19 protein-coding genes are annotated in these 18,210 nt (G+C 62.0%); 10 read left to right on the forward strand and 9 right to left on the reverse strand.

Going from position 1 to position 18,210, the window contains the following annotated elements:
- Positions 1-13 precede the first annotated feature (13 nt).
- The 5 genes from gyrB to dnaA form a co-directional block, all read right to left on the reverse strand.
- Positions 14-1,990 (reverse strand): DNA topoisomerase (ATP-hydrolyzing) subunit B, encoded by a 1,977-nt coding sequence (gene gyrB, locus E3T55_RS14480; RefSeq protein WP_134520269.1) that lies wholly within the window; start codon positions 1,988-1,990, stop codon positions 14-16.
- 120 nt (positions 1,991-2,110) lie between these two features.
- Entirely contained in the window at positions 2,111-2,617 is a 507-nt protein-coding gene (locus E3T55_RS14485) for a DciA family protein (protein ID WP_134520270.1), read from the reverse strand.
- Positions 2,610-3,794 carry a DNA replication/repair protein RecF gene (gene recF, locus E3T55_RS14490; RefSeq protein WP_134520271.1) on the reverse strand — a complete coding sequence of 395 codons (1,185 nt, stop codon included), beginning with the start codon at positions 3,792-3,794 and terminating at the stop codon, positions 2,610-2,612. Before recF ends, E3T55_RS14485 begins: the two co-directional genes overlap by 8 nt.
- Positions 3,795-4,943 (reverse strand): DNA polymerase III subunit beta, encoded by a 1,149-nt coding sequence (dnaN, locus tag E3T55_RS14495; protein WP_134520272.1) that lies wholly within the window; start codon positions 4,941-4,943, stop codon positions 3,795-3,797.
- A 385-nt stretch (positions 4,944-5,328) separates the two neighbouring features.
- On the reverse strand, positions 5,329-6,753 hold the full coding sequence (gene dnaA, locus E3T55_RS14500; protein WP_134520273.1) for a chromosomal replication initiator protein DnaA: 1,425 nt from the start codon (positions 6,751-6,753) through the stop codon (positions 5,329-5,331).
- Positions 6,754-7,114: 361 nt separating this feature from the next.
- On the opposite strand from dnaA, the gene rpmH reads away from it, so the two are divergent.
- The 10 genes from rpmH to E3T55_RS14550 all read left to right on the forward strand — a co-directional run bounded on the left by rpmH (position 7,115) and on the right by E3T55_RS14550 (position 14,148).
- Positions 7,115-7,252 (forward strand): 50S ribosomal protein L34, encoded by a 138-nt coding sequence (gene rpmH / locus E3T55_RS14505; RefSeq protein ID WP_010204566.1) that lies wholly within the window; start codon positions 7,115-7,117, stop codon positions 7,250-7,252.
- 8 nt (positions 7,253-7,260) lie between these two features.
- Complete coding sequence (rnpA, locus tag E3T55_RS14510; protein ID WP_134520274.1) at positions 7,261-7,626, forward strand: ribonuclease P protein component; 366 nt, start codon at positions 7,261-7,263, stop codon at positions 7,624-7,626.
- Complete coding sequence (yidD, locus tag E3T55_RS14515; protein ID WP_134520275.1) at positions 7,623-7,934, forward strand: membrane protein insertion efficiency factor YidD; 312 nt, start codon at positions 7,623-7,625, stop codon at positions 7,932-7,934. The genes rnpA and yidD overlap by 4 nt, the downstream gene beginning before the upstream one ends.
- An 8-nt stretch (positions 7,935-7,942) precedes the next feature.
- Positions 7,943-8,926, forward strand: coding sequence for a membrane protein insertase YidC (gene yidC, locus E3T55_RS14520; RefSeq protein ID WP_134520276.1), 984 nt, complete (start codon positions 7,943-7,945; stop codon positions 8,924-8,926).
- Positions 8,927-9,174: 248 nt separating this feature from the next.
- Positions 9,175-9,633 (forward strand): Jag family protein, encoded by a 459-nt coding sequence (locus E3T55_RS14525; RefSeq protein WP_134520394.1) that lies wholly within the window; start codon positions 9,175-9,177, stop codon positions 9,631-9,633.
- 2 nt (positions 9,634-9,635) lie between these two features.
- Positions 9,636-10,271, forward strand: coding sequence for a 16S rRNA (guanine(527)-N(7))-methyltransferase RsmG (gene rsmG / locus E3T55_RS14530; protein ID WP_134520277.1), 636 nt, complete (start codon positions 9,636-9,638; stop codon positions 10,269-10,271).
- 64 nt (positions 10,272-10,335) lie between these two features.
- Positions 10,336-11,268, forward strand: a complete 933-nt coding sequence (locus E3T55_RS14535) for a ParA family protein (RefSeq protein ID WP_134520278.1) — start codon at positions 10,336-10,338, stop codon at positions 11,266-11,268.
- A gap of 5 nt (positions 11,269-11,273) precedes the next feature.
- On the forward strand, positions 11,274-12,272 hold the full coding sequence (locus tag E3T55_RS14540; protein ID WP_134520279.1) for a ParB/RepB/Spo0J family partition protein: 999 nt from the start codon (positions 11,274-11,276) through the stop codon (positions 12,270-12,272).
- A gap of 891 nt (positions 12,273-13,163) precedes the next feature.
- Positions 13,164-13,499, forward strand: a complete 336-nt coding sequence (locus E3T55_RS14545) for a GIY-YIG nuclease family protein (RefSeq protein ID WP_241993076.1) — start codon at positions 13,164-13,166, stop codon at positions 13,497-13,499.
- On the forward strand, positions 13,489-14,148 hold the full coding sequence (locus tag E3T55_RS14550) for a hypothetical protein (RefSeq protein ID WP_134520281.1): 660 nt from the start codon (positions 13,489-13,491) through the stop codon (positions 14,146-14,148). The genes E3T55_RS14545 and E3T55_RS14550 overlap by 11 nt, the downstream gene beginning before the upstream one ends.
- A gap of 72 nt (positions 14,149-14,220) precedes the next feature.
- On the opposite strand, the gene E3T55_RS14555 is transcribed toward E3T55_RS14550, so the two are convergent.
- The 4 genes from E3T55_RS14555 to trxB form a co-directional block, all read right to left on the reverse strand.
- Complete coding sequence (locus E3T55_RS14555; protein ID WP_134520282.1) at positions 14,221-15,177, reverse strand: D-alanine--D-alanine ligase family protein; 957 nt, start codon at positions 15,175-15,177, stop codon at positions 14,221-14,223.
- A gap of 70 nt (positions 15,178-15,247) precedes the next feature.
- Entirely contained in the window at positions 15,248-16,567 is a 1,320-nt protein-coding gene (locus E3T55_RS14560; RefSeq protein ID WP_134520283.1) for an aminotransferase-like domain-containing protein, read from the reverse strand.
- Positions 16,568-16,714: 147 nt separating this feature from the next.
- A complete protein-coding gene (gene trxA / locus E3T55_RS14565) occupies positions 16,715-17,038 on the reverse strand; it encodes a thioredoxin (RefSeq protein ID WP_134520284.1) in 324 nt (107 codons plus the stop codon).
- 10 nt (positions 17,039-17,048) lie between these two features.
- Positions 17,049-18,050 (reverse strand): thioredoxin-disulfide reductase, encoded by a 1,002-nt coding sequence (gene trxB, locus E3T55_RS14570; RefSeq protein ID WP_134520285.1) that lies wholly within the window; start codon positions 18,048-18,050, stop codon positions 17,049-17,051.
- Positions 18,051-18,210 lie beyond the last annotated feature (160 nt).

The raw sequence follows: 18,210 nt of genomic DNA on the forward strand, positions 1-18,210 counted from the left end.
GCCGCTGGTGTCGTCAGATGTCAAGGAAACGCACGTCCTTTGCGTTCTTCTGGATGAAGTTGCGTCGGGATTCGACGTCTTCGCCCATCAGGGTGGAGAAAATTTCGTCGGCGGCCGCGGCATCGTCGAGGGTGACCTGCAGCAGGGTACGGGTTTCGGGGCTCATCGTGGTCTCCCACAGCTCCTTGTAGTCCATCTCACCGAGGCCCTTGTAGCGCTGGATGCCGTTGTCCTTGGGGATGCGCTTGCCGGCGGCGGCGCCGTCGGCGAGCAGGGCGTCGCGCTCCTTGTCGGAGTACACGTATTCGTGCGCCGAGTTGGCCCACTTGAGGCGGTAGAGCGGCGGCTGCGCGAGATACACGTAGCCGAGGTCGATCAGCGGGCGCATGTAGCGAAACAGCAGGGTCAGCAGCAGCGTGGTGATGTGCTGGCCATCGACGTCGGCATCGGCCATCAGCACGATCTTGTGGTAACGCACCTTGTCGGGGTTGAACTCTTCGCCCATACCGGCACCGAACGCGGTGATCATGGCCTGCACCTCGTGGTTGGCGAGGGCGCGGTCGAGACGGGCCTTCTCCACGTTGAGGATCTTGCCGCGCAGCGGCAAAATGGCCTGGGTCTCCGGATTACGGCCCTGCACGGCGGATCCGCCGGCCGAGTCGCCCTCGACGATGAAGATCTCGCTGAGCGAGGGGTCTTTGCTCTGGCAGTCCTTGAGCTTGCCGGGCATACCGCCGCCCTCGAGCAGTCCCTTGCGGCGCGCGGTTTCGCGCGCCTTGCGGGCCGCCTGGCGGGCAGTGGATGCGCTGAGCGCCTTGCGAATGATTTCGCGCGCCGAGCTGGGGTTGCGGTTGAACCAGTCGCTGAGCTGGTCGCCGGCGACGCGCTGCACGAACGCCTTCGCCTCGGTGTTACCGAGCTTGGTCTTGGTCTGGCCCTCGAACTGCGGTTCGGCGAGCTTGATCGACACGACCGCGGTGAGTCCCTCACGCACGTCATCACCGGTGAGGTTGTCATCCTTTTCTTTCAGGATGCCCTTCTCGCGGGCGTACTTGTTCACCAGGGTCGTCAGCGCGGCACGGAAACCCTCTTCGTGGGTACCGCCCTCGTGGGTGTTGATGGTGTTCGCGTAGGTGTGCACGCTCTCGGTGTACGCGGTGGTCCATTGCATGGCCACCTCGAGCGCGATCTTGCGTTCGTGGTCTTCCCACTCGAACGAGATGATCTCCTCGTTGACGAGGTCGGCTTTCTTCGCCCGGTTCAGGTACTCGACGTAGTCGACGAGGCCCTGCTCGTACATGAACGTGTTGTGCACGAACTTGCCCTCGTCATCGAGGTTTTCGGGTCGCTCATCGGTGAGGGTGAGCTGCAGGCCCTTGTTGAGGAACGCCATCTGCTGAAAGCGCGCGCGCAGGGTCTCGTAGTCGAAGACCGTCGTCTCGAAGGTCTCCTCGCTCGGCCAGAACGTGATCGTGGTGCCGGTGGCATCCGATTCCTCGCCCTTTTCCAGCGGTGCGTTGGGGTGGCCGTCGGCGAAACTCTGGCGCCAGACGTGACCCTGCCGGCGTACCTCGACCTCGAGGCGGCTCGACAGGGCGTTGACGACGGAGCTGCCGACGCCGTGGAGTCCACCGGAAACGGCGTAGCCGCCACCGCCGAACTTGCCGCCGGCGTGCAGCACGGTCAGTACGACCTCCACGGTCGAGCGGCCTTCTGCCTTGTGAATGTCGACCGGAATTCCGCGGCCGTTGTCTTCGACGCGCACCGCGCCATCCGCCAGAATACGGATGCCGATGGTGTCGCAGTAGCCCGCGAGGGCCTCATCGACGGAGTTGTCCACGATTTCGTAGACGAGGTGGTGCAACCCGCGCGGACCGGTAGAACCGATGTACATTCCGGGTCGTTTGCGAACGGCTTCCAGGCCCTCGAGAACCTGGATATCGTCTGCGCCATATTCGTGTGCCGGCTCGGCGTGCGGGTCTACCGTCATCTGAAATTGTGCTCCTGACCGTCGCAAAGGCGACCATTTAGTCTATCAAATGGTCAGCGGCCCGCCCGCCACAATCGCCAGCTAAGGCACTGTGCTCGCGGTTTGACCAGATTTGACGACCTAGCCGTAGGTATCGCGCGGGCCACGCCCTGGGATTGATCTGGGACCCTTTTTCCAGGAGGGGGCGTTGGGTCCGTGAAAACGGATCGAGGCGATGCCGGCATCCGGGTACTTAGAAATGATGTGCGTCATGATATCGACCCGCATCAGCCGCAGCTGGGTGGCCCACGCCGTTGACTCGCAGTGCACGGTCAGTACGCCCTCATCGATGCCGGCCGGGCTCGAGTGGTTCGCGGTTTCGTCACCGGCGATCTCACGCCAGGATGCAAGCAGTTCGGACTGCGAGAGCGGCGAGTTCCAGCCGAGCTGCGCGGTGAGGGAGGCGATCGTGTCGCCGAGACCGCGCGGGTCGCGGCCGGCGCCGAACGGAACCGAAGAACCCTGTGGGTCGGGCTGGCGTTTGCGACCGCGCGACCGCCGGGCATTGGGATCACCAAAAACGTCTTTAAAGCGCAGAAAGACGCGGGCTGCCTCGCTCGGTTCAGTTTTGCGTTCAGGCTCAGCCATCGACCACCGCACCTCCTCGAATATGTATAGTGTGCGCCACGAGAGCCTCCGGCACATCCTCCAATACTGCCGAGGTGATCAGAACCTGTTCGAATCCGGTCATCGCGGCGGCGAGCCGGGTTCGGCGGGACTGATCGAGCTCGGCGAAGACGTCATCAAGAATCACGACGGGGTCGCCGGTGGTGGATTCCAGGCGCAGTAGCTGCGCGGATGCGAGTTTCAGCGACAAAGCGAACGACCAGGACTCACCGTGGCTCGCATAGCCCTTCGCGGGCAGGTCATTGAGCGAGAAGATCACGTCGTCGCGGTGCGGGCCGGCGAGCGTGATGCCGCGTTCGAGCTCTTTGCGGCGCAGGCCGGCGAGGGCGGAGCGGAAGACGTCTGCCGTGCTCGCACCCGCCTGAATCTTCGGGATCCGTGGCTCGACGGTCGCGCTGACCGAAGCCCCCTGGAGTGACACCTCACCATCGGCATCCGCTCCCAAAATGCTGAGGGCTCCGGACAGGGTGGGCCCGTGGTCGGCGCCGACCACGGCACGATATGCCGCCCGCAGTGGCTCGCCCAGCTGGCGCACGAGTTCGGCGCGTTCGTCGATGATCTCAGAGCCGAAGGCAACCAGCCGTTCGTCCCAGATTTCTAGGGTACTGAGCTGGTTACCCTTGACACCGGATGCCCTGGCCGATTTCAGCAGGCTGTTGCGCTGTTTCAGCACCCGGTCGTAGTCCGCGAGCACGCCCGCCAATCGCGGAGTTCGAAGCACCAGCAGCTGGTCGAGAAAACGGCGGCGGCCGCCCGGATCCCCCCGCACGAGGGCGAGATCCTCCGGCGCGAAGACCACGCACGAAAAGTAGCGCGGCAGGTCGCGGGTGCGTATCACCGAACGATTCACCTGAGCCCGGTTCTGACCGGTGCGATTGAGCTGGACCTCGGCAAGAATCTGCCGACCGTTGGATTCGAGGCGAGCACGAATGATCGCGGCATCCTGACCGGCCCGAATCATCGCGGTCAGCGTCGACACCCGATGGGAACCGAGCGTGCTCAGGTAGCCGAGCGCTTCGACCAGGTTGGTCTTACCCTGGCCGTTGCGCCCGACGATGAGGTTGGGCCCGGCAAAAAGCGGCACCTCGGCCTGCGCGTAGTTGCGAAAGTCCGTGAGGGAGAGGTGGGTGACGCGCACCTAGCGCAGCAGCAGGTTGGGCTGCAGCAGGTACTTGTAGCTGTCGGCGCCGGCCGTTTCCCGGGAGGTCTGGCTGGTGATGAGCACCGGCCCCGGCTTGTTCGGATTCTCGGTCTTGGTGAACGAGATGCGCACGAACTCGGAGTGCACCGCGCTGAGGCCGTCAAGCAGAAACTGCGGCTTGAGCGAGACGACGGTGTCGGTGCCGGACAGAATGGCGTCGATCGATTCCTGCGCCTGCGCCTGCTCCGAGCCCACGGCTTCGAGGGTCAGTCCGTCCTGGGTGAACGTGAAGCGTAGCGCGGCTTCGCGCTCGAGCACGAGCTGCACGCGACGGGTTGCCTCGATGAGGTCGGCGGTGTTGAGCACCGCGTAGTTGTCGACGTTGCTCGGAAAAAGTCGCCGAACCGGAGGAAAATTGCCCTTGATCAGCAGGCTCGTCACGGTCTTCTTGTTCGCCGTGAAGGCGATCAGTTCGCGATCGTCGGTGTTGGTGATCGAGACGGAAATGGTGCCGCTGTGCCCGAAGGTCTTGCCGACTTCCTGCAGCGTGCGCGCCGGAACGAGGGCCGTGATCGTTCCCTGCCCGGTGTTACTGCCCGGATCCCAGTCAATCTCGCGAACGGCGACGCGGTAGCGGTCGGTGGCGACCAGACCGAGGCTGTTTTCTGAGACCTCGAGCTGCACGCCGGTGATGACCGGAGTCACGTCGTCGCGGCTCGCAGCGACAGCGACCTGGGCGACGGCTGCGGCGAATTCTTCGGCCGGTACGAGCCCAGATTCGGCGCTGACCTGCGGAATACTTGGATATTCCTCAACCGGCATAGACAGCAGGGTGAAGTTCGCCGAACCACAGCTGACTTTGATTCGGGATTCTTGAGTCTCGAATCGCACGGGTGCATTGGGCATCCGGCTGGCAATCTCGGCCAGGAGACGGCCAGAGACGAGCACCCTGCCGGGTTCCTCGACATCCGCTGCGATCTCGGTTTGAGCGGATACCTCGTAGTCGAACGACGACAGGACGAGTCCGGTGTCGGTCGTCTCGATCAGCACACCGCTGAGGATGGGCAGGGTGGTGCGCTGGGGCAGGAGCTTGACAGCAAATGAAACCGCTTCGCTGAAGACATCCCGGTTGGCCGTAAATTTCACGAAACCACTCCTGTTCGATCGATGCGTGGAGGCTCAACACTAGTCGTCTTGTAATTCGGTCTGGGACGAACCGGCCTGGGCCGGCAACCATCCGGTGCGAAAGCACAAAAGGTTGTCGGCCGAAGAGAGAGAGAAGTTAAAGGTTAATCTTCTTAACCGTTGTGGAAACTGTGGATAACTTTGTCATTCCCTTGTAATCACAGGGAACTACAAGAATGTAAGTTGTGGGCGACCTGTGCGAACTCGAGGCACAACATCGAATGACAAGAATTGCCAGGCCCCGAGTTTTCACAACTTGTCATTTTGTTTCTACAGGTTGTGCCAGTTAATTCTTGTAGTTTCCACAGGCTTATACACAGGTGTGAAAACTACGAAATTCGCTGAATTATTTGAAGCGGTGGTCCTGTTTGATGCGATTTGTGAGCTCGGTGACCTGGTTGTAGATCGAACGACGCTCCTTCATGAGCTCGCTGATCTTCTTGTTGGCATACATGACGGTCGTGTGGTCACGGTTGCCGAAGAGCTGTCCGATCTTGGGCAGGGACAGGTTGGTCAGTTCACGGCAGAGGTACATGGCGATCTGGCGAGCCGTAGCCACGGCCTGGGACCGGCTCGAACCGTAGAGGTCGTCGACCGTGAGCTTGAAGTAGTCAGCGGTGTTGGTGATGATGTCGACCGGAGCGATGACATTGTCGTCGTCGAGCGTGATGAGGTCTTTTAGAACCGTCTGAACGAGGTCCATGTCGACCGGAGTGCGGTTCAGACTCGCGAAGGCGGTCACGCGAATCAGAGTTCCCTCCAGCTCGCGAATGTTCGATGAGACCTTCGAGGCCATGAATTCGAGAATGTCGTCGGGTACCTGCAACTTCTCGCTCTGGGCCTTCTTGCGCAGAATGGCGATGCGCGTTTCCAGGTCGGGGGCCTGGACATCGGTGATCAGACCCCACTCGAACCGGCTGCGCATGCGGTCTTCGAACCCGGTGAGGTGTTTGGGAGGCAGGTCGCTCGTGATCACGACCTGCTTGTTGTGGTCGTGCAGGGTGTTGAAGGTGTGGAAGAAGGCTTCCTGGGTCTCTGCTTTTCCCTGCAGAAACTGGATGTCGTCGATCATCAGAATGTCGATGTTGCGGTACCGGGCCTGAAAGGCGGATCCCCGGTTATTGGCGATCGAGTTGATGAAGTCGTTGGTGAACTCTTCGCTGCTGACATACCGCACCCGAATACCGGGATACAGGCTCATCGCATAGTGGCCGATGGCGTGCAGCAGGTGAGTCTTGCCCAGCCCGGAGGATCCGTAGACAAAGAGCGGGTTGTACGCCTTGGCGGGGGCTTCGGCCACCGCGACGGCAGCGGCGTGGGCGAACCGGTTGGACTGACCGATGACGAAGTTGTCGAAGCTGTACTTATTGTTGAGCCGAGTGTCGTGTGGGCGTTCGGGGGAGGAGGCAGCACTCTCGAAGACCGATTGGGGTGCGGCGACACTCAACACATCGGGTTGCGCCGGCGGTTGGTGAACCGGGCGTAACGATTCCTGTTCGAGCTCGGGATTGACGACCACATAGAACGTGGAAACGGCCGTTGCCGCGTCGAGCTGGCCCATCGCGGTCAGCAGGGGAACGCGCATCCGCTGGTTGAGCATGCTCGCGGTGAATTCGTTGGGTACCTCGAGGTAAAAGGTGCCGGCGGCGATGCCCTTGGGTTCGACGAGACTCAGGAACCCGTACAACATGGGTGTGATCGTCACATCTGACTCCAGCGTGGTCAGAACCGACCGCCAGGTCTGCATGATGGGCTGTTCGCCGTCTGCCATGGTTTCCTACAATCTCTGCGTGGACTTTTGTGAACTATTCACAAAGTTATCCACCGCCTGTGAGTAAATCGGCAAAAATTCGCCGGTTCGCCGCAAACGCGGGCGTCTGCCTGTGGATAACTTTCATTCACGGTAGTCAAATCTGGTCTCAGAGGCGAATTTTCAGCCACTATTGGCCCCAATTTTCCCGCGTGTCACTACACGACGACGGGCCGGCGACTGTGCAGACTTGATGGTTTCGGGCCGCGAGTTTGACCAAAACGAGTCGAGGCCGTAGTTTTAATCAGTTGACCCTGTCCTCGGGCCAACCAATTCTTTCCCGGCCGCTGTTTCGGCCAGCGGAGACAACAGTGGAGAAATCATGAGCAAGAGAACGTTCCAGCCGAACAACCGTCGTCGCGCGAAGGTGCACGGTTTCCGTCTGCGCATGCGCACCCGCGCCGGCCGCGCAATCCTCGGTGCCCGCCGTCGCAAGGGTCGCACCGAACTTTCCGCGTAAGCGCCGCGGTGCTCGCGCAGGTAAATCGCATCACGCACGGCAGCGACTATAAAGAAGTCGTTCGCCGGGGTGTGCGGGTCGTTGGCCCGCACATCGTGACCTATCTGCGCCGCAGCACGACCGCTCTGGGCCCGGATGCGCCTGCTCGTTTTGGCTTTATCGTCGCGAAGAACGTCGGTAATGCCGTGCGGCGCAACCGGGTTCGTCGGCGCCTGAAAGCGGCCAGCTTTCTTCTGGTCGGGGCGGTTCCCCCGGGCACCGACATAGTTTTTCGGGCACTTCCCGCTGCGAATGCGGCGGAGTGGTCCGAGTTGACCGCGGAAATCAGCCGCGGTGTCACCAACGCTGTCACCAAGGGACATCGGCCTCGATGAATCCCCTCGTCGGAACGGTGATCCTGCTGCCCCGCAACGCGGGCGTGCTGCTTCTTCGCGGCTACCGTGCAGTGATTTCACCGCTTTATGGCGAAGTGTGCAGGTATTATCCTTCTTGTTCGGCCTATGCACTCGGGGCCGTTCAGGAACACGGCCTTGTGGTTGGATCGGCCCTGGCCGCGCGTCGTCTGGCGCGATGCCATCCGTGGGCCGAAGGTGGAATCGATGACGTTCCCCTGAAGCGTAAACGTCGCTATGTCGTGACGTCGTTCGGATTTGTCGTCACACAAAGCCACGGAAAGGGCTGACCCGAAGTATGGACATCCTAAGTGTGATCCTCTGGCCGCTGAAGTGGGTCGTCGAGCTTTTGCTCGTCGCCTTCCACTGGCTGTTTTCCCAGACGGGAATCGCGGCGCTGGGCTACGACGAAGGCCTGACGTGGGTGCTCTCCATCGTGGGACTCGTCATTGTGGTGCGCGCCGCCCTGATCCCCATTTTTGTGCGGCAGATCAAGAGTCAGCGCAAGATGCTCGAGGTCGCACCGCAGCTGAAGAAGATTCAGGACAAGTACAAGGGTAAGAAAGACCAATTCTCGCGTGAGGCCATGTCCCGCGAGACGATGGCGATGTACAAGCGCACGGGCACCAACCCCCTCAGCTCGTGCCTGCCCCTGCTGCTGCAGATGCCGATCTTCTTTGCGCTGTTCTCGGTGCTCAACGATGCTCAGCGTTCCAACGCCGGCGTCGGCCCGCTCAATCAGAGCCTGGCCGAGAGCTTCGGCAATGCGACCCTGTTCGGTAATGCCCCGCTGCACGACACCTTCGCCTCGCAGTGGTCACTGTGGACCGCGGGTGACCCGTTCAACCTGACCGTCATGGTGATTGCCGCGGTCATGGTCGTGCTGATGACTGCCTCGCAGTTCATTACCCAGCTGCAGATCGTATCGAAGAACATGTCGCCGGAGACCAAGGCGAGCCCCATGTTCAAGCAGCAGCGCATCATGCTCTACCTGCTCCCCCTCGTCTTCGCCTTCTCGGGCGTCGCGTTCCCGCTCGGTGTCATGTTCTACTGGCTGACCTCCAACATTTGGACGATGGTTCAGCAGTTCATCGTCATCCGCAACATGCCGACACCCGGCAGTGAGGCCGCCAAGGCCCGCGAGGAGCGACTCGCCCGCAAGGGCAAGCTCATTGCCAGCGATGGGGACGTTATCGTTGTGGAAGAGCCCAAGAAGCCCGTGCAGCGTCAGCAGCCGGTCAGCAAGAACCGGGCCAAGAAGCAAATCGGCCCGAAGAAGTAGTTCGAGACTCAAGAAGGAAGCGGACTCCTGTGACTGAAGTGAGCGAAAACGACGTGACCGAAACTACGGTTGCGCCCACAGCTGCGCCGGAGGCGCTCCTCGTGGATGCCCCGCTTGGTGTGGCTGGTGAGGCAGAATCGACGGATGGCGCTGCTGCTGTCGTCGCCAAGCCGGGAGCTCCCGCTGCTCCCTTTGTCAGCGTTGTTGCCTCCGAGACCGGGTCAGCTGCCGGGGACGCTGTTCCCACCGTGGACCAGCTCGAGCAGGAGGGTGACATCGCGGCCGACTACATCGAGGAGTTTCTCGATATCTGTGACCTTGACGGGGACATCGACATCGATGCACGCAACGGTCGGGCGTACCTGTCGGTCAACGCGGCGGAGGGGGCCAACCTTCGGGTGCTGTCGAAGCCGGATACGGTGACGGCACTTCAGGAACTCACCCGCCTGGCCGTGCAGAACAAGACGGGGTCTTTCTCGCGACTTATCCTCGATATCGGTGGCTCCCGCGAAGCGCGTGAGGCCGAACTGGCCGATCTGGTCGCACGTGCAATTGAGCGTATCGAAGCGGGCTCGTCCGAGGCGGCATTGCCGCCGATGAGTTCGTACGAGCGCAAACTCGTGCACGACATCGCCTCGGGTCGCGGGTATTCCTCGGAGTCAGAGGGCGAAGGCCGCGATCGGCACACCGTCATTTCGGCGCTTTAATTATGGGTGTTGAGCTCGACCTGGAAACCGAACCGATCCAGGCTGCAGAACTGTGCGGCGACCATCTCGAACAAGTTCGTGCTTTTACGCATGATTTAGCTGATCAGGGCGAAATTCTTGGCCTCATTGGCCCTGTGGAGATTCCGCGCTTGTGGAGTCGACACATTCTCAACTGTGCCGTCGTGGCACCCCTGCTGCGACCGGGAGTAGTCGGCGATGTGGGCTCAGGTGCCGGCTTGCCCGGGCTCGTGTTGGCGATTCTCCGACCCGACGTCTCTTTCGTGCTGATCGAACCGATGGAACGCCGGGTAGCCTGGCTGAACGATCAGGTCGCCTCGCTGGCACTGGCCAACGTCACGGTCACCCGCGCGCGCGCCGAAGAGGTCCACCCGGAGCATCCGTTTGATCAGGTCACGGCTCGGGCGGTCAGTGCGTTCCGCACCTTGATTCCGCTCACCGCTCCCCTGCTGCGCTCCGGCGGGGAGCTGGTACTCATGAAGGGCGCTCGGGCTGAGGAAGAGATCGAGGGTGCGGCCAAGGCCATTCGAAAGTATCGGCTACACGACGTCGAGGTGGTAACGCTCGGAGAAGGCGTGCTGCCCGACGTAACGCGGGTCATTCGAGCTACAGTGGAGTAGCCACGGCTCTTTCCAGAACCAACCATCCGAACCGTCCATTGAGTGTCCAACGCAAAGGTTTCACGTGAAACATCCTGGTGAAGACCAGCACCTCAGCGACAAGGCCACGGGATTTGACGGAACCACGCCACTTGCCCGCGAGATTGCCGAGCTGACCCGCCGACGTCAGGTCATTGCGGCCGACGACCTGCCCAAACCCGAGTCAACTCGTGTTCTCACGATCTCAAATCAAAAGGGTGGAGTTGGCAAGACCACGACCGCGGTGAATCTGGCTGCTGCGCTTGCGCGGCAGGGTGCAAAGGTTCTCGTTATCGACCTGGATCCGCAGGGCAATGCGTCGACGGCCCTTGGCGTTGAACACCACGCCGAGATTTCGAGCGTGTATGACGTCATTGTCGGCGATGTCCCGCTCGGGGAGGTCGTGCAGCGCAGCCCTGAGTTCGGTGAACTGTATTGCGTGCCGGCCACCATTCACCTGGCCGGCGCCGAAATCGAACTGGTGTCGATGGTCGCCCGCGAGCAGCGTCTGCGCCGCGCGCTCGATCTGCACCTGCGGGAGCTGGACGACCCCTATGACTACGTCTTCATTGACTGTCCCCCGTCGCTCGGGCTGTTGACGATCAATGCGTTTGTCGCCGCACGCGAGGTCTTGATTCCTATTCAGTGTGAGTACTACGCACTTGAGGGACTCAGCCAGTTGTTGAAAAACATCAAACTTATCGAGAAACACCTGAACCCGGATCTCACGGTTTCGACCATCTTGCTGACGATGTACGACGGACGAACCAACCTGGCGAACCAGGTGGCACAGGATGTGCGCGATCACTTTCCGAATGAGGTCCTGAAGACCCTTATCCCGCGTTCTGTACGCGTTTCTGAGGCTCCGAGTTATGGGCAGAGTGTCGTAAGCTATGACCTCAACTCCGCAGGATCGCTCTCGTACCTCGAGGCAGCGGCCGAAATTGCGCGCCGCGGCGCTCCCCTGACAGGAAGATAATCCACATGGCAAAGCGAACCGGCCTCGGCCGCGGCATTGGAGCCTTGATTCCGGTGCAGGACGATGCGAGTGCGGCGCGCCCGGTCGATGTCTTCTTCCCTCGTTCCATTCCGGTGAAGGTCACTGGTGCCGCGCCGGCAGAGAGCGCGGAAGTGGAACGGGGTGTGGCCAACGGGGGTTTGGCCCCGGTTCCGGGAGCGCGTCTTGCTCATCTTGATCCCAACGATATTGTGCCCAACGCTCAGCAGCCGCGCACGACGTTTGATGACGCTGATCTCGCGGAGCTCGTGCACAGCATCATTGAGGTCGGCGTGCTGCAGCCGATCGTGGTGCGTCCCCTGGTTGAACAACCGGGTAAGTATGAGCTTGTCATGGGTGAGCGTCGGCTGCGCGCAACCAAGCAGGCCGGACTGTCCACGATTCCGGCGGTGGTCAGGGACACAGCCGATGTGGATATGCTGCGCGATGCGCTACTCGAGAACCTGCATCGAGCGGAGCTGAATCCACTGGAAGAAGCATCGGCTTACCAGCAGCTTCTCGCTGACTTTGGAATCACTCAGGAACAGTTGGCGGCGAAAATAGGCCGGTCACGCCCGCAAATCACGAATACACTGCGGTTACTGAAGCTGCCCGAGGCGGTACAGCTGCGGGTTGCGGCGGGGGTACTGACAGCCGGACATGCGCGGGCAATTCTTTCGGTGGGGGACCCGGCCGGAATGCTGCGGTTGTCCGACAAGATTGTGAATGAAGACCTGTCGGTGCGCGCCGCGGAGGCCGCGGCGACTGCTGGACCGCGTGCGGCAGCGCCCGCAGTGAAGCCCGAGCCCGGTCGTCGGCAGGGACACCTCGATGAAATCGCCGAACACCTCGGAGATCGGCTCGATACGCGCGTCAAAATCAATCTGGGCGCACGAAAAGGGCACATTACGGTCGATTTCGCGACCATCGGTGACCTGAACCGCATCCTGGGCGCCCTGGGCGAGCCCGGCTTCGGAGCCAACTAGCCTTAGTGCGCGTGCTCCCGAGACGTTTCACGTGAAACACTCTCGATGTATCGTCGGCCCCGCCTGACGAGACCACTAGTGCCGATCCGTTGGTCGAGCCTGCCGAGCCCACGAGTGCCGATCCGTTGGTCGAGCCTGTCGAGACCACGAGCGTTTCACGTGAAACTCTCCCAGGTTCAGGAAGTCCTCCGGTGGTCGAGCTTGCCGAGACCACCTCTGCTTGTGATCTCGACAAGCTCGATCAGCGGTGCGTTGCCTCACGCGTCCTCCATCCCGTCGGTCGAGCTTGCCGAGACCACGAGCGTTTCACGTGAAACCCTCCCGGGATCAGGCACTCCTCCGTTGCTCGAGCCTGCCGAGACCACTTCGCCTGTGATCTCGACAAGCTCGATCAACGGTGCGTTGCCTCACGCGTCTCCCGTCTTGTTGGTCGAGCCTGCCGAGATCAATATCGCCGATCCGTTGGTCGAGCCTGCCGAGACCACTTCTGCTGTGATCTCGACAAGCTCGATCAACGGTGGGTTGGCTCCGCGTTTCCCGATCCGTTGGTCGAGCCTGCCGAGACCACTTCGCCTGTCCTCTCGACAAGCTCGATCAGCGATGGGTTGCCTCAGGCGTTTCCCGATCCGTTGGTCGAGCCTGTTGAGACCACTAAGTGCCGGTTTGAGAAGAATCGAAAACCCTGGGCCTGCGGAGTCACCTTGTGGCCGCTACGTATCAAGGCCTGTGGATGAAATGGGGGTCACGGCGTAGGCCTCAAGCTTTGGATACTCTGTGGATCCCTTGCAAACATTGGGCTCTGAGGCAGTGCTGGGCCAAGTTTGTCGAGATTGCCCTGTGGATAACCCTGTTGAAACTTGAGACCATGCCATGGTGTCGGGTATGCCATACATGTATATTCTGCGATGTTCAGACCGGTCGTTTTACGTTGGGAGCACCTGGAATCTCGAGCACCGATTGTGGCAGCACGCGCAGGGAGAGGGGTCTGAATACACGAAGCGCAGGCTTCCCGTTCGGCTGGAGTACTTCGAAGAGTATGAGCGGATATCGGAGGCGTTTGGACGCGAGAAGCAGGTGCAGGGGTGGGGTCGCAAGAAGCGGCAGGCTCTGATTGATGGCCGGTTGGGAGATCTGTCGAAACTCAGTCATACGGCCAAGAATCCGCCCAGGCCGGCGGGGGATGAAATGGAGTTGGGTAGCCAAGGTGGATTGGGGAATGAGCCTTGAGGGCGTAGGTGATCTCGACAGGCTCGATCAACGGGGCGTGCAGAGGGCGGTGGTCTCGACAGGCTCGATCAGCGGGTGTACGGAACGAGGTGATCTCGACAGGCTCGATCAACGGGGCGTGCAGAGGGCGGTGGTCTCGACAGGCTCGATCAGCGGGTGTACGGAACGAGGTGATCTCGACAGGCTCGATCAACGGGGCGTGCAGAGGGCGGTGGTCTCGACAGGCTCGATCAGCGGGTGTACGGAACGAGGTGATCTCGACAGGCTCGATCAACGGGGCGTGCAGAGGGCGGTGGTCTCGACAGGCTCGATCAGCGGGTGTACGGAACGAGGTGATCTCGACAGGCTCGATCAACGGGGCGTGCAGAGGGCGGTGGTCTCGACAGGCTCGATCAGCGGGTGTACGGAACGAGGTGATCTCGACAGGCTCGATCAACGGGGCGTGCAGAGGGCGGTGGTCTCGACAGGCTCGATCAGCGGGTGTACGGAACGAGGTGATCTCGACAGGCTCGATCAACGGGGCGTGCAGAGGGCGGTGGTCTCGACAGGCTCGATCAGCGGGTGTACGGAACGAGGTGATCTCGACAGGCTCGATCAACGGGGCGTGCAGAGGGTGGTGATCTCGACAGGCTCGATCAGCGGGGGGTGAGCAGCGGAGCGGGGGGTGAGTGTGGGGCGCGGGAGATGTTTCACGTGAAACCCCGCCGCGGGGGAGGGGTGCTTAGGGGTGGGCGATGGCGTCGCGGGCCAGGGCTTCGTAGACCTCGCCGAGCGTCTGGCCGGAGGCTTCGATTGCCTGCGGTACCAACGAGGTCTCCGTGAGCCCGGGCAGCACATTCGCCTCAAGGAACCACGGAGTGCCGGATTCGTCGACGATGAGGTCGATGCGCGACAGGTGGCGCAAGCCCAGCAGCGTGTGGATCGCAACGGCGGTCTCAGCGACGCGTGCGGCGATATCCGCTTCAATGCGGGCCGGAGTGTAGAAATCGGTTTCTCCGGCGTTGTAGCGCGCCTCAAAGCTGTACACGCCATTCACGGGCACGATCTCGACGGCGGGAAGCGCGACGGGGCCGTTTCCCTGGTCTACGACCGCGACGGCGAGCTCGGTTCCGATGACCTGATTCTCGACCAGGGCGACGTCGGCGTAGGTGAACGCGTCTACCATGGCGCGCGGGAGCGCCGTCGCAGCCGTCACGATCGTGACGCCCTGCGCGGACCCGCCCTTGGTCGGCTTCACGACGACCGGCATACCGAGTGAGCTCAGCACGTGCTCGAGCACACTCGCGGCGCCGAGGTCGCGAAAGGTTTCCTTCGACAGCGAGATTGAGTCGGGCGTGGGGAATCCCGCGCGCCGCACCAGCTCTTTCGCCGTGGGCTTCGACCAGGCCAGCGCCGATGCCGCCCCGCGGGAGCCGACGTACGGGATGCCGGTCGTTGCCAGCAGGGCACGCAGCGCTCCGTCTTCGCCGGTGGCACCGTGCAGGGCGGGCCAGATGACGTCGGGGTGGCGTTCGGCAAGTTCGCTGAGCAGCCCAGCCCCCGGGTCGAGCACCGTGACCCGGTGCCCGAGCCCGGTCAGCGCGTCGGCCACCCGTCGGCCCGACCGCAGCGAAACGTCGCGTTCGTGCGAGATGCCGCCCGCAAGAACGACGATATCGAGTGCTGTTGATTCAGTCATGATCAGGCCTTTTCCTTGCAGTGTGGGTCGGAGACAGATGAAACCGGGCGAAGCCGGGCGAGCTGTGGGGCTAAGAGATGTCGGGCGGCGGGGCGCCAAATCGACGGTTATCCCGGTGTGAATCAAGCGATCCGGTACCCGCGAAGGTGTCGAGCAGGTCGAGTTCACCGCGAATGACGGTGGCGAGGCGACGGATGCCGACGCGAATGTTCTCCGGCGTCGGGTAGCAGAATGAGAGGCGCATATTCTGGCGGCCCTCGCCGTCGGAGAAGAAGGCCGTGCCCGGAGTGTAGGCCACGAGCTCCTTGACCGCCCTTGGCAGCATGGCCTTAGAGTCGAGCTGCTCCGGCAGGGTCACCCACACGTAGAACCCGCCGTTGGGGTTCGTCCAGGTGAGTTCGGGCAGGTACTCGTCGAGGGCCGCAATCATGGCGTTCTTGCGTTCGTGGTACACCCCGCGGAAGGTATTGATCTGCCCCTTCCAGTCCGCTGTTGAGAGATACTCAGAGATTATCAACTGGGTGAATGAACTAGGCGACAACACCGCGGCCTCATTGGCCAACACCAGCTTCTCCCGAATGGCGTGCGGGGCGAGTGCCCAGCCAACACGAAAACCGGGGGCCAGCGTCTTCGAGAAGGTGCCCAGGTAGACAACGCCGTCGCGCTCGACCGAGCGCATCGCATCCGGTGCCGGCCGGTCGAAGTACAGCAGGCCGTAGGGATTGTCCTCGAGAACCAGAATGTTGTTGTCGCGGCAGATTTCGAGAATCTCGAGCCGACGTTCCCAGGTGAGGGTGACTCCGGCCGGATTGTGGAAACTCGGGATCGTGTAGAGAAACTTAATGTTGCGCCCAGCCGCCTTCAACCGAGCAATGTGCTCACGCAGTGCTTCGGGGATGAGTCCATAGTCATCCATCGGCACATGCTCGACATCGGCCTGGTACGACCGAAAAATGACGAGCGCGGTGACGTAGCTGGGGCCCTCGGACAGAACCACGTCACCGGGGTTGAGAAAGAGTTTGCTGACGAGTTCGAGCGCGTGCTGGGAGCCGGTCGTCACCACCACGTCGTCGGCGTGCGCCTTGATGCCCTCGAGCGCCATGACCTCGAGAATCTGTTCACGCAGAACGGGAACTCCCTGACCAGAGCCGTATTGCATGGCTGTTGCGCCCTGTTTGCGCATCACGCTTTCCATGGCGTTGATGACGAGGTCCTGGGGCAGCGCCGCGACGTACGGCATGCCGCCGGCGAGGGAAACCACCTCGGGCCGGGAGGCCACCGCGAAGAGCGCACGCACCTCGGAGGCGCGCAGTCCTCCGGCTCGTTCGGCGTAGTGGTGATACCACGGGTCGAGGTTGTTGCCGGCTTGGGAAGAGCCCTGTTTTGTCACGTCACATCCGTTCTCAGTTCACTTCATCGTATGGGGTCGGCAAACGCCCACCCGTCGCGGGGGCCTGCGGGGGTACGGGAAAGCCCCGCCCGGATGTACCGGACGGGGCTTTCTCTGGGCTGTGCTGGCCTGTGAGGGCCGTACGGCCTAGACCAGGTAGTCGGCGAGGTCCTTCTCCAGGGCCGGCTTCGGCTTGGCGCCGATGACGGTCTTGACGACCTCACCCTTCTGGAAGACCTTCATCGCGGGGATGGAGGTGATCTGGTACTTCGCGGCCAGGGCCGGGTGCTCGTCGACGTTGAGCTTGACGATGTCGAGCTTGTCGGCGTGCTCGGTGGCGATCTGGTCAAGGATGGGGCTCACGGCGCGGCAGGGGCCACACCACTCGGCCCAGAAGTCGACCAGCACGGTCTTCTCGTTGTTGATGACTTCCTGGTCGAAGTTTGCCTCGGTTACTGAGCGTGCAGACATGTAATGCTCCTTAGTTGCTAAGTGTTGCTGTGACGAGTGAGGGGGCGGCCGATTCTGCCTGCGACAGCACGGCTTGAGACAGCAGGGCCTGGGGAAGGGTACTGAGGTAGTGCTCGGCGTCGAGGGCGGCGACGGTACCGGATGCCGCGGCGGTGATGGCCTGCCGGTAGGTGGGGTCGATCACATCGCCGGCAGCGAAGACACCGGTCTGGCTGGTCTTGGAGGTACGACCGGCCACGGCGATGGTGCCATCGGGCGTGAGGTCAAGCTGCTTGTGCACGAGGTGGGTGCGGGGATCGTTACCGATCGCGATGAAGACGCCGCCGACCTCGAGGTGGCTTTCGGCACCGCTGACGCTGTTCTTCAGCGTGAGGCCGTCAACCGCATTCTCGCCGGTGATACCGACGACGGTCGAGTTGTAGATGAACTCAATCTTGTCGTTGGCGAAGGCCCGCTCCTGCATGATCTTCGACGCGCGCAGGGTGTCGCCGCGGTAGACGACGTAGACCTTGTCGGCGAAGCGGGTGAGGAACGTGGCCTCCTCCATCGCGGAGTCACCGCCGCCGATCATGGCGATGGTCTTGCCCTTGAAGAAGAAGCCGTCGCAGGTGGCACACCAGGAGACGCCGCGGCCGGAGAGGCGCTCTTCGTCGTCGAGGCCGAGCTTGCGGTACGCGGATCCCGTTGCGAAGATGACGGAGAGGGCTTCGTGCGTTTCACCGTTGCCGAGGGTCACGGACTTGATCGGGCCAGTGAGATCAAGGGACTCGACGTCATCGAGCACGACCTCGGTGCCGAATTTTTCGGCCTGTTCCTGCATCTTCATCATCAGGTCGGGGCCCATGATGCCCTCGGGAAAGCCCGGAAAGTTTTCGACGTCGGTGGTGTTCATCAGCTCGCCGCCGGCCTCGACCGAGCTGGCGATGAGCAGCGGGTTCAGCTGGGCGCGGGCGGCGTAGATGGCGGCGGTGTACCCGGCCGGTCCGGAACCGATGATGATGATCTGGCGCACACAAACTCCTTGGCTGGGTGAAGCGAATCGGGGAAGCGGTTATGAGGGGATCCGGCTCGATGAGCTCGGAATGCCTCGATGCCCGTTACAACACATCCTATTCGGTGGCTATTCCACGCCCCCCAATCGCCCGGGCGGATTACCAGTGAGCGCGGTGCGC

This window comes from Cryobacterium frigoriphilum, assembly GCF_004403305.1.
Taxonomy (GTDB): Bacteria; Actinomycetota; Actinomycetes; order Actinomycetales; family Microbacteriaceae; genus Cryobacterium; species Cryobacterium frigoriphilum.

What these genes read in the sequence shown, in the direction of transcription:
- yidD (WP_134520275.1), top strand. Translation starts at nt 7,623, where the DNA reads ATGAATCCCCTCGTCGGAACGGTGATCCTGCTGCCCCGCAACGCGGGC.
- E3T55_RS14555 (WP_134520282.1), bottom strand. Translation starts at nt 15,177, where the DNA reads ATGACTGAATCAACAGCACTCGATATCGTCGTTCTTGCGGGCGGCATC.
- E3T55_RS14550 (WP_134520281.1), top strand. Translation starts at nt 13,489, where the DNA reads ATGAGCCTTGAGGGCGTAGGTGATCTCGACAGGCTCGATCAACGGGGC.
- trxA (WP_134520284.1), bottom strand. Translation starts at nt 17,038, where the DNA reads ATGTCTGCACGCTCAGTAACCGAGGCAAACTTCGACCAGGAAGTCATC.
- E3T55_RS14485 (WP_134520270.1), bottom strand. Translation starts at nt 2,617, where the DNA reads ATGGCTGAGCCTGAACGCAAAACTGAACCGAGCGAGGCAGCCCGCGTC.
- gyrB (WP_134520269.1), bottom strand. Translation starts at nt 1,990, where the DNA reads ATGACGGTAGACCCGCACGCCGAGCCGGCACACGAATATGGCGCAGAC.
- E3T55_RS14540 (WP_134520279.1), top strand. Translation starts at nt 11,274, where the DNA reads ATGGCAAAGCGAACCGGCCTCGGCCGCGGCATTGGAGCCTTGATTCCG.
- yidC (WP_134520276.1), top strand. Translation starts at nt 7,943, where the DNA reads ATGGACATCCTAAGTGTGATCCTCTGGCCGCTGAAGTGGGTCGTCGAG.
- E3T55_RS14545 (WP_241993076.1), top strand. Translation starts at nt 13,164, where the DNA reads ATGTATATTCTGCGATGTTCAGACCGGTCGTTTTACGTTGGGAGCACC.
- rsmG (WP_134520277.1), top strand. Translation starts at nt 9,636, where the DNA reads ATGGGTGTTGAGCTCGACCTGGAAACCGAACCGATCCAGGCTGCAGAA.
- rpmH (WP_010204566.1), top strand. Translation starts at nt 7,115, where the DNA reads ATGAGCAAGAGAACGTTCCAGCCGAACAACCGTCGTCGCGCGAAGGTG.
- dnaA (WP_134520273.1), bottom strand. Translation starts at nt 6,753, where the DNA reads ATGGCAGACGGCGAACAGCCCATCATGCAGACCTGGCGGTCGGTTCTG.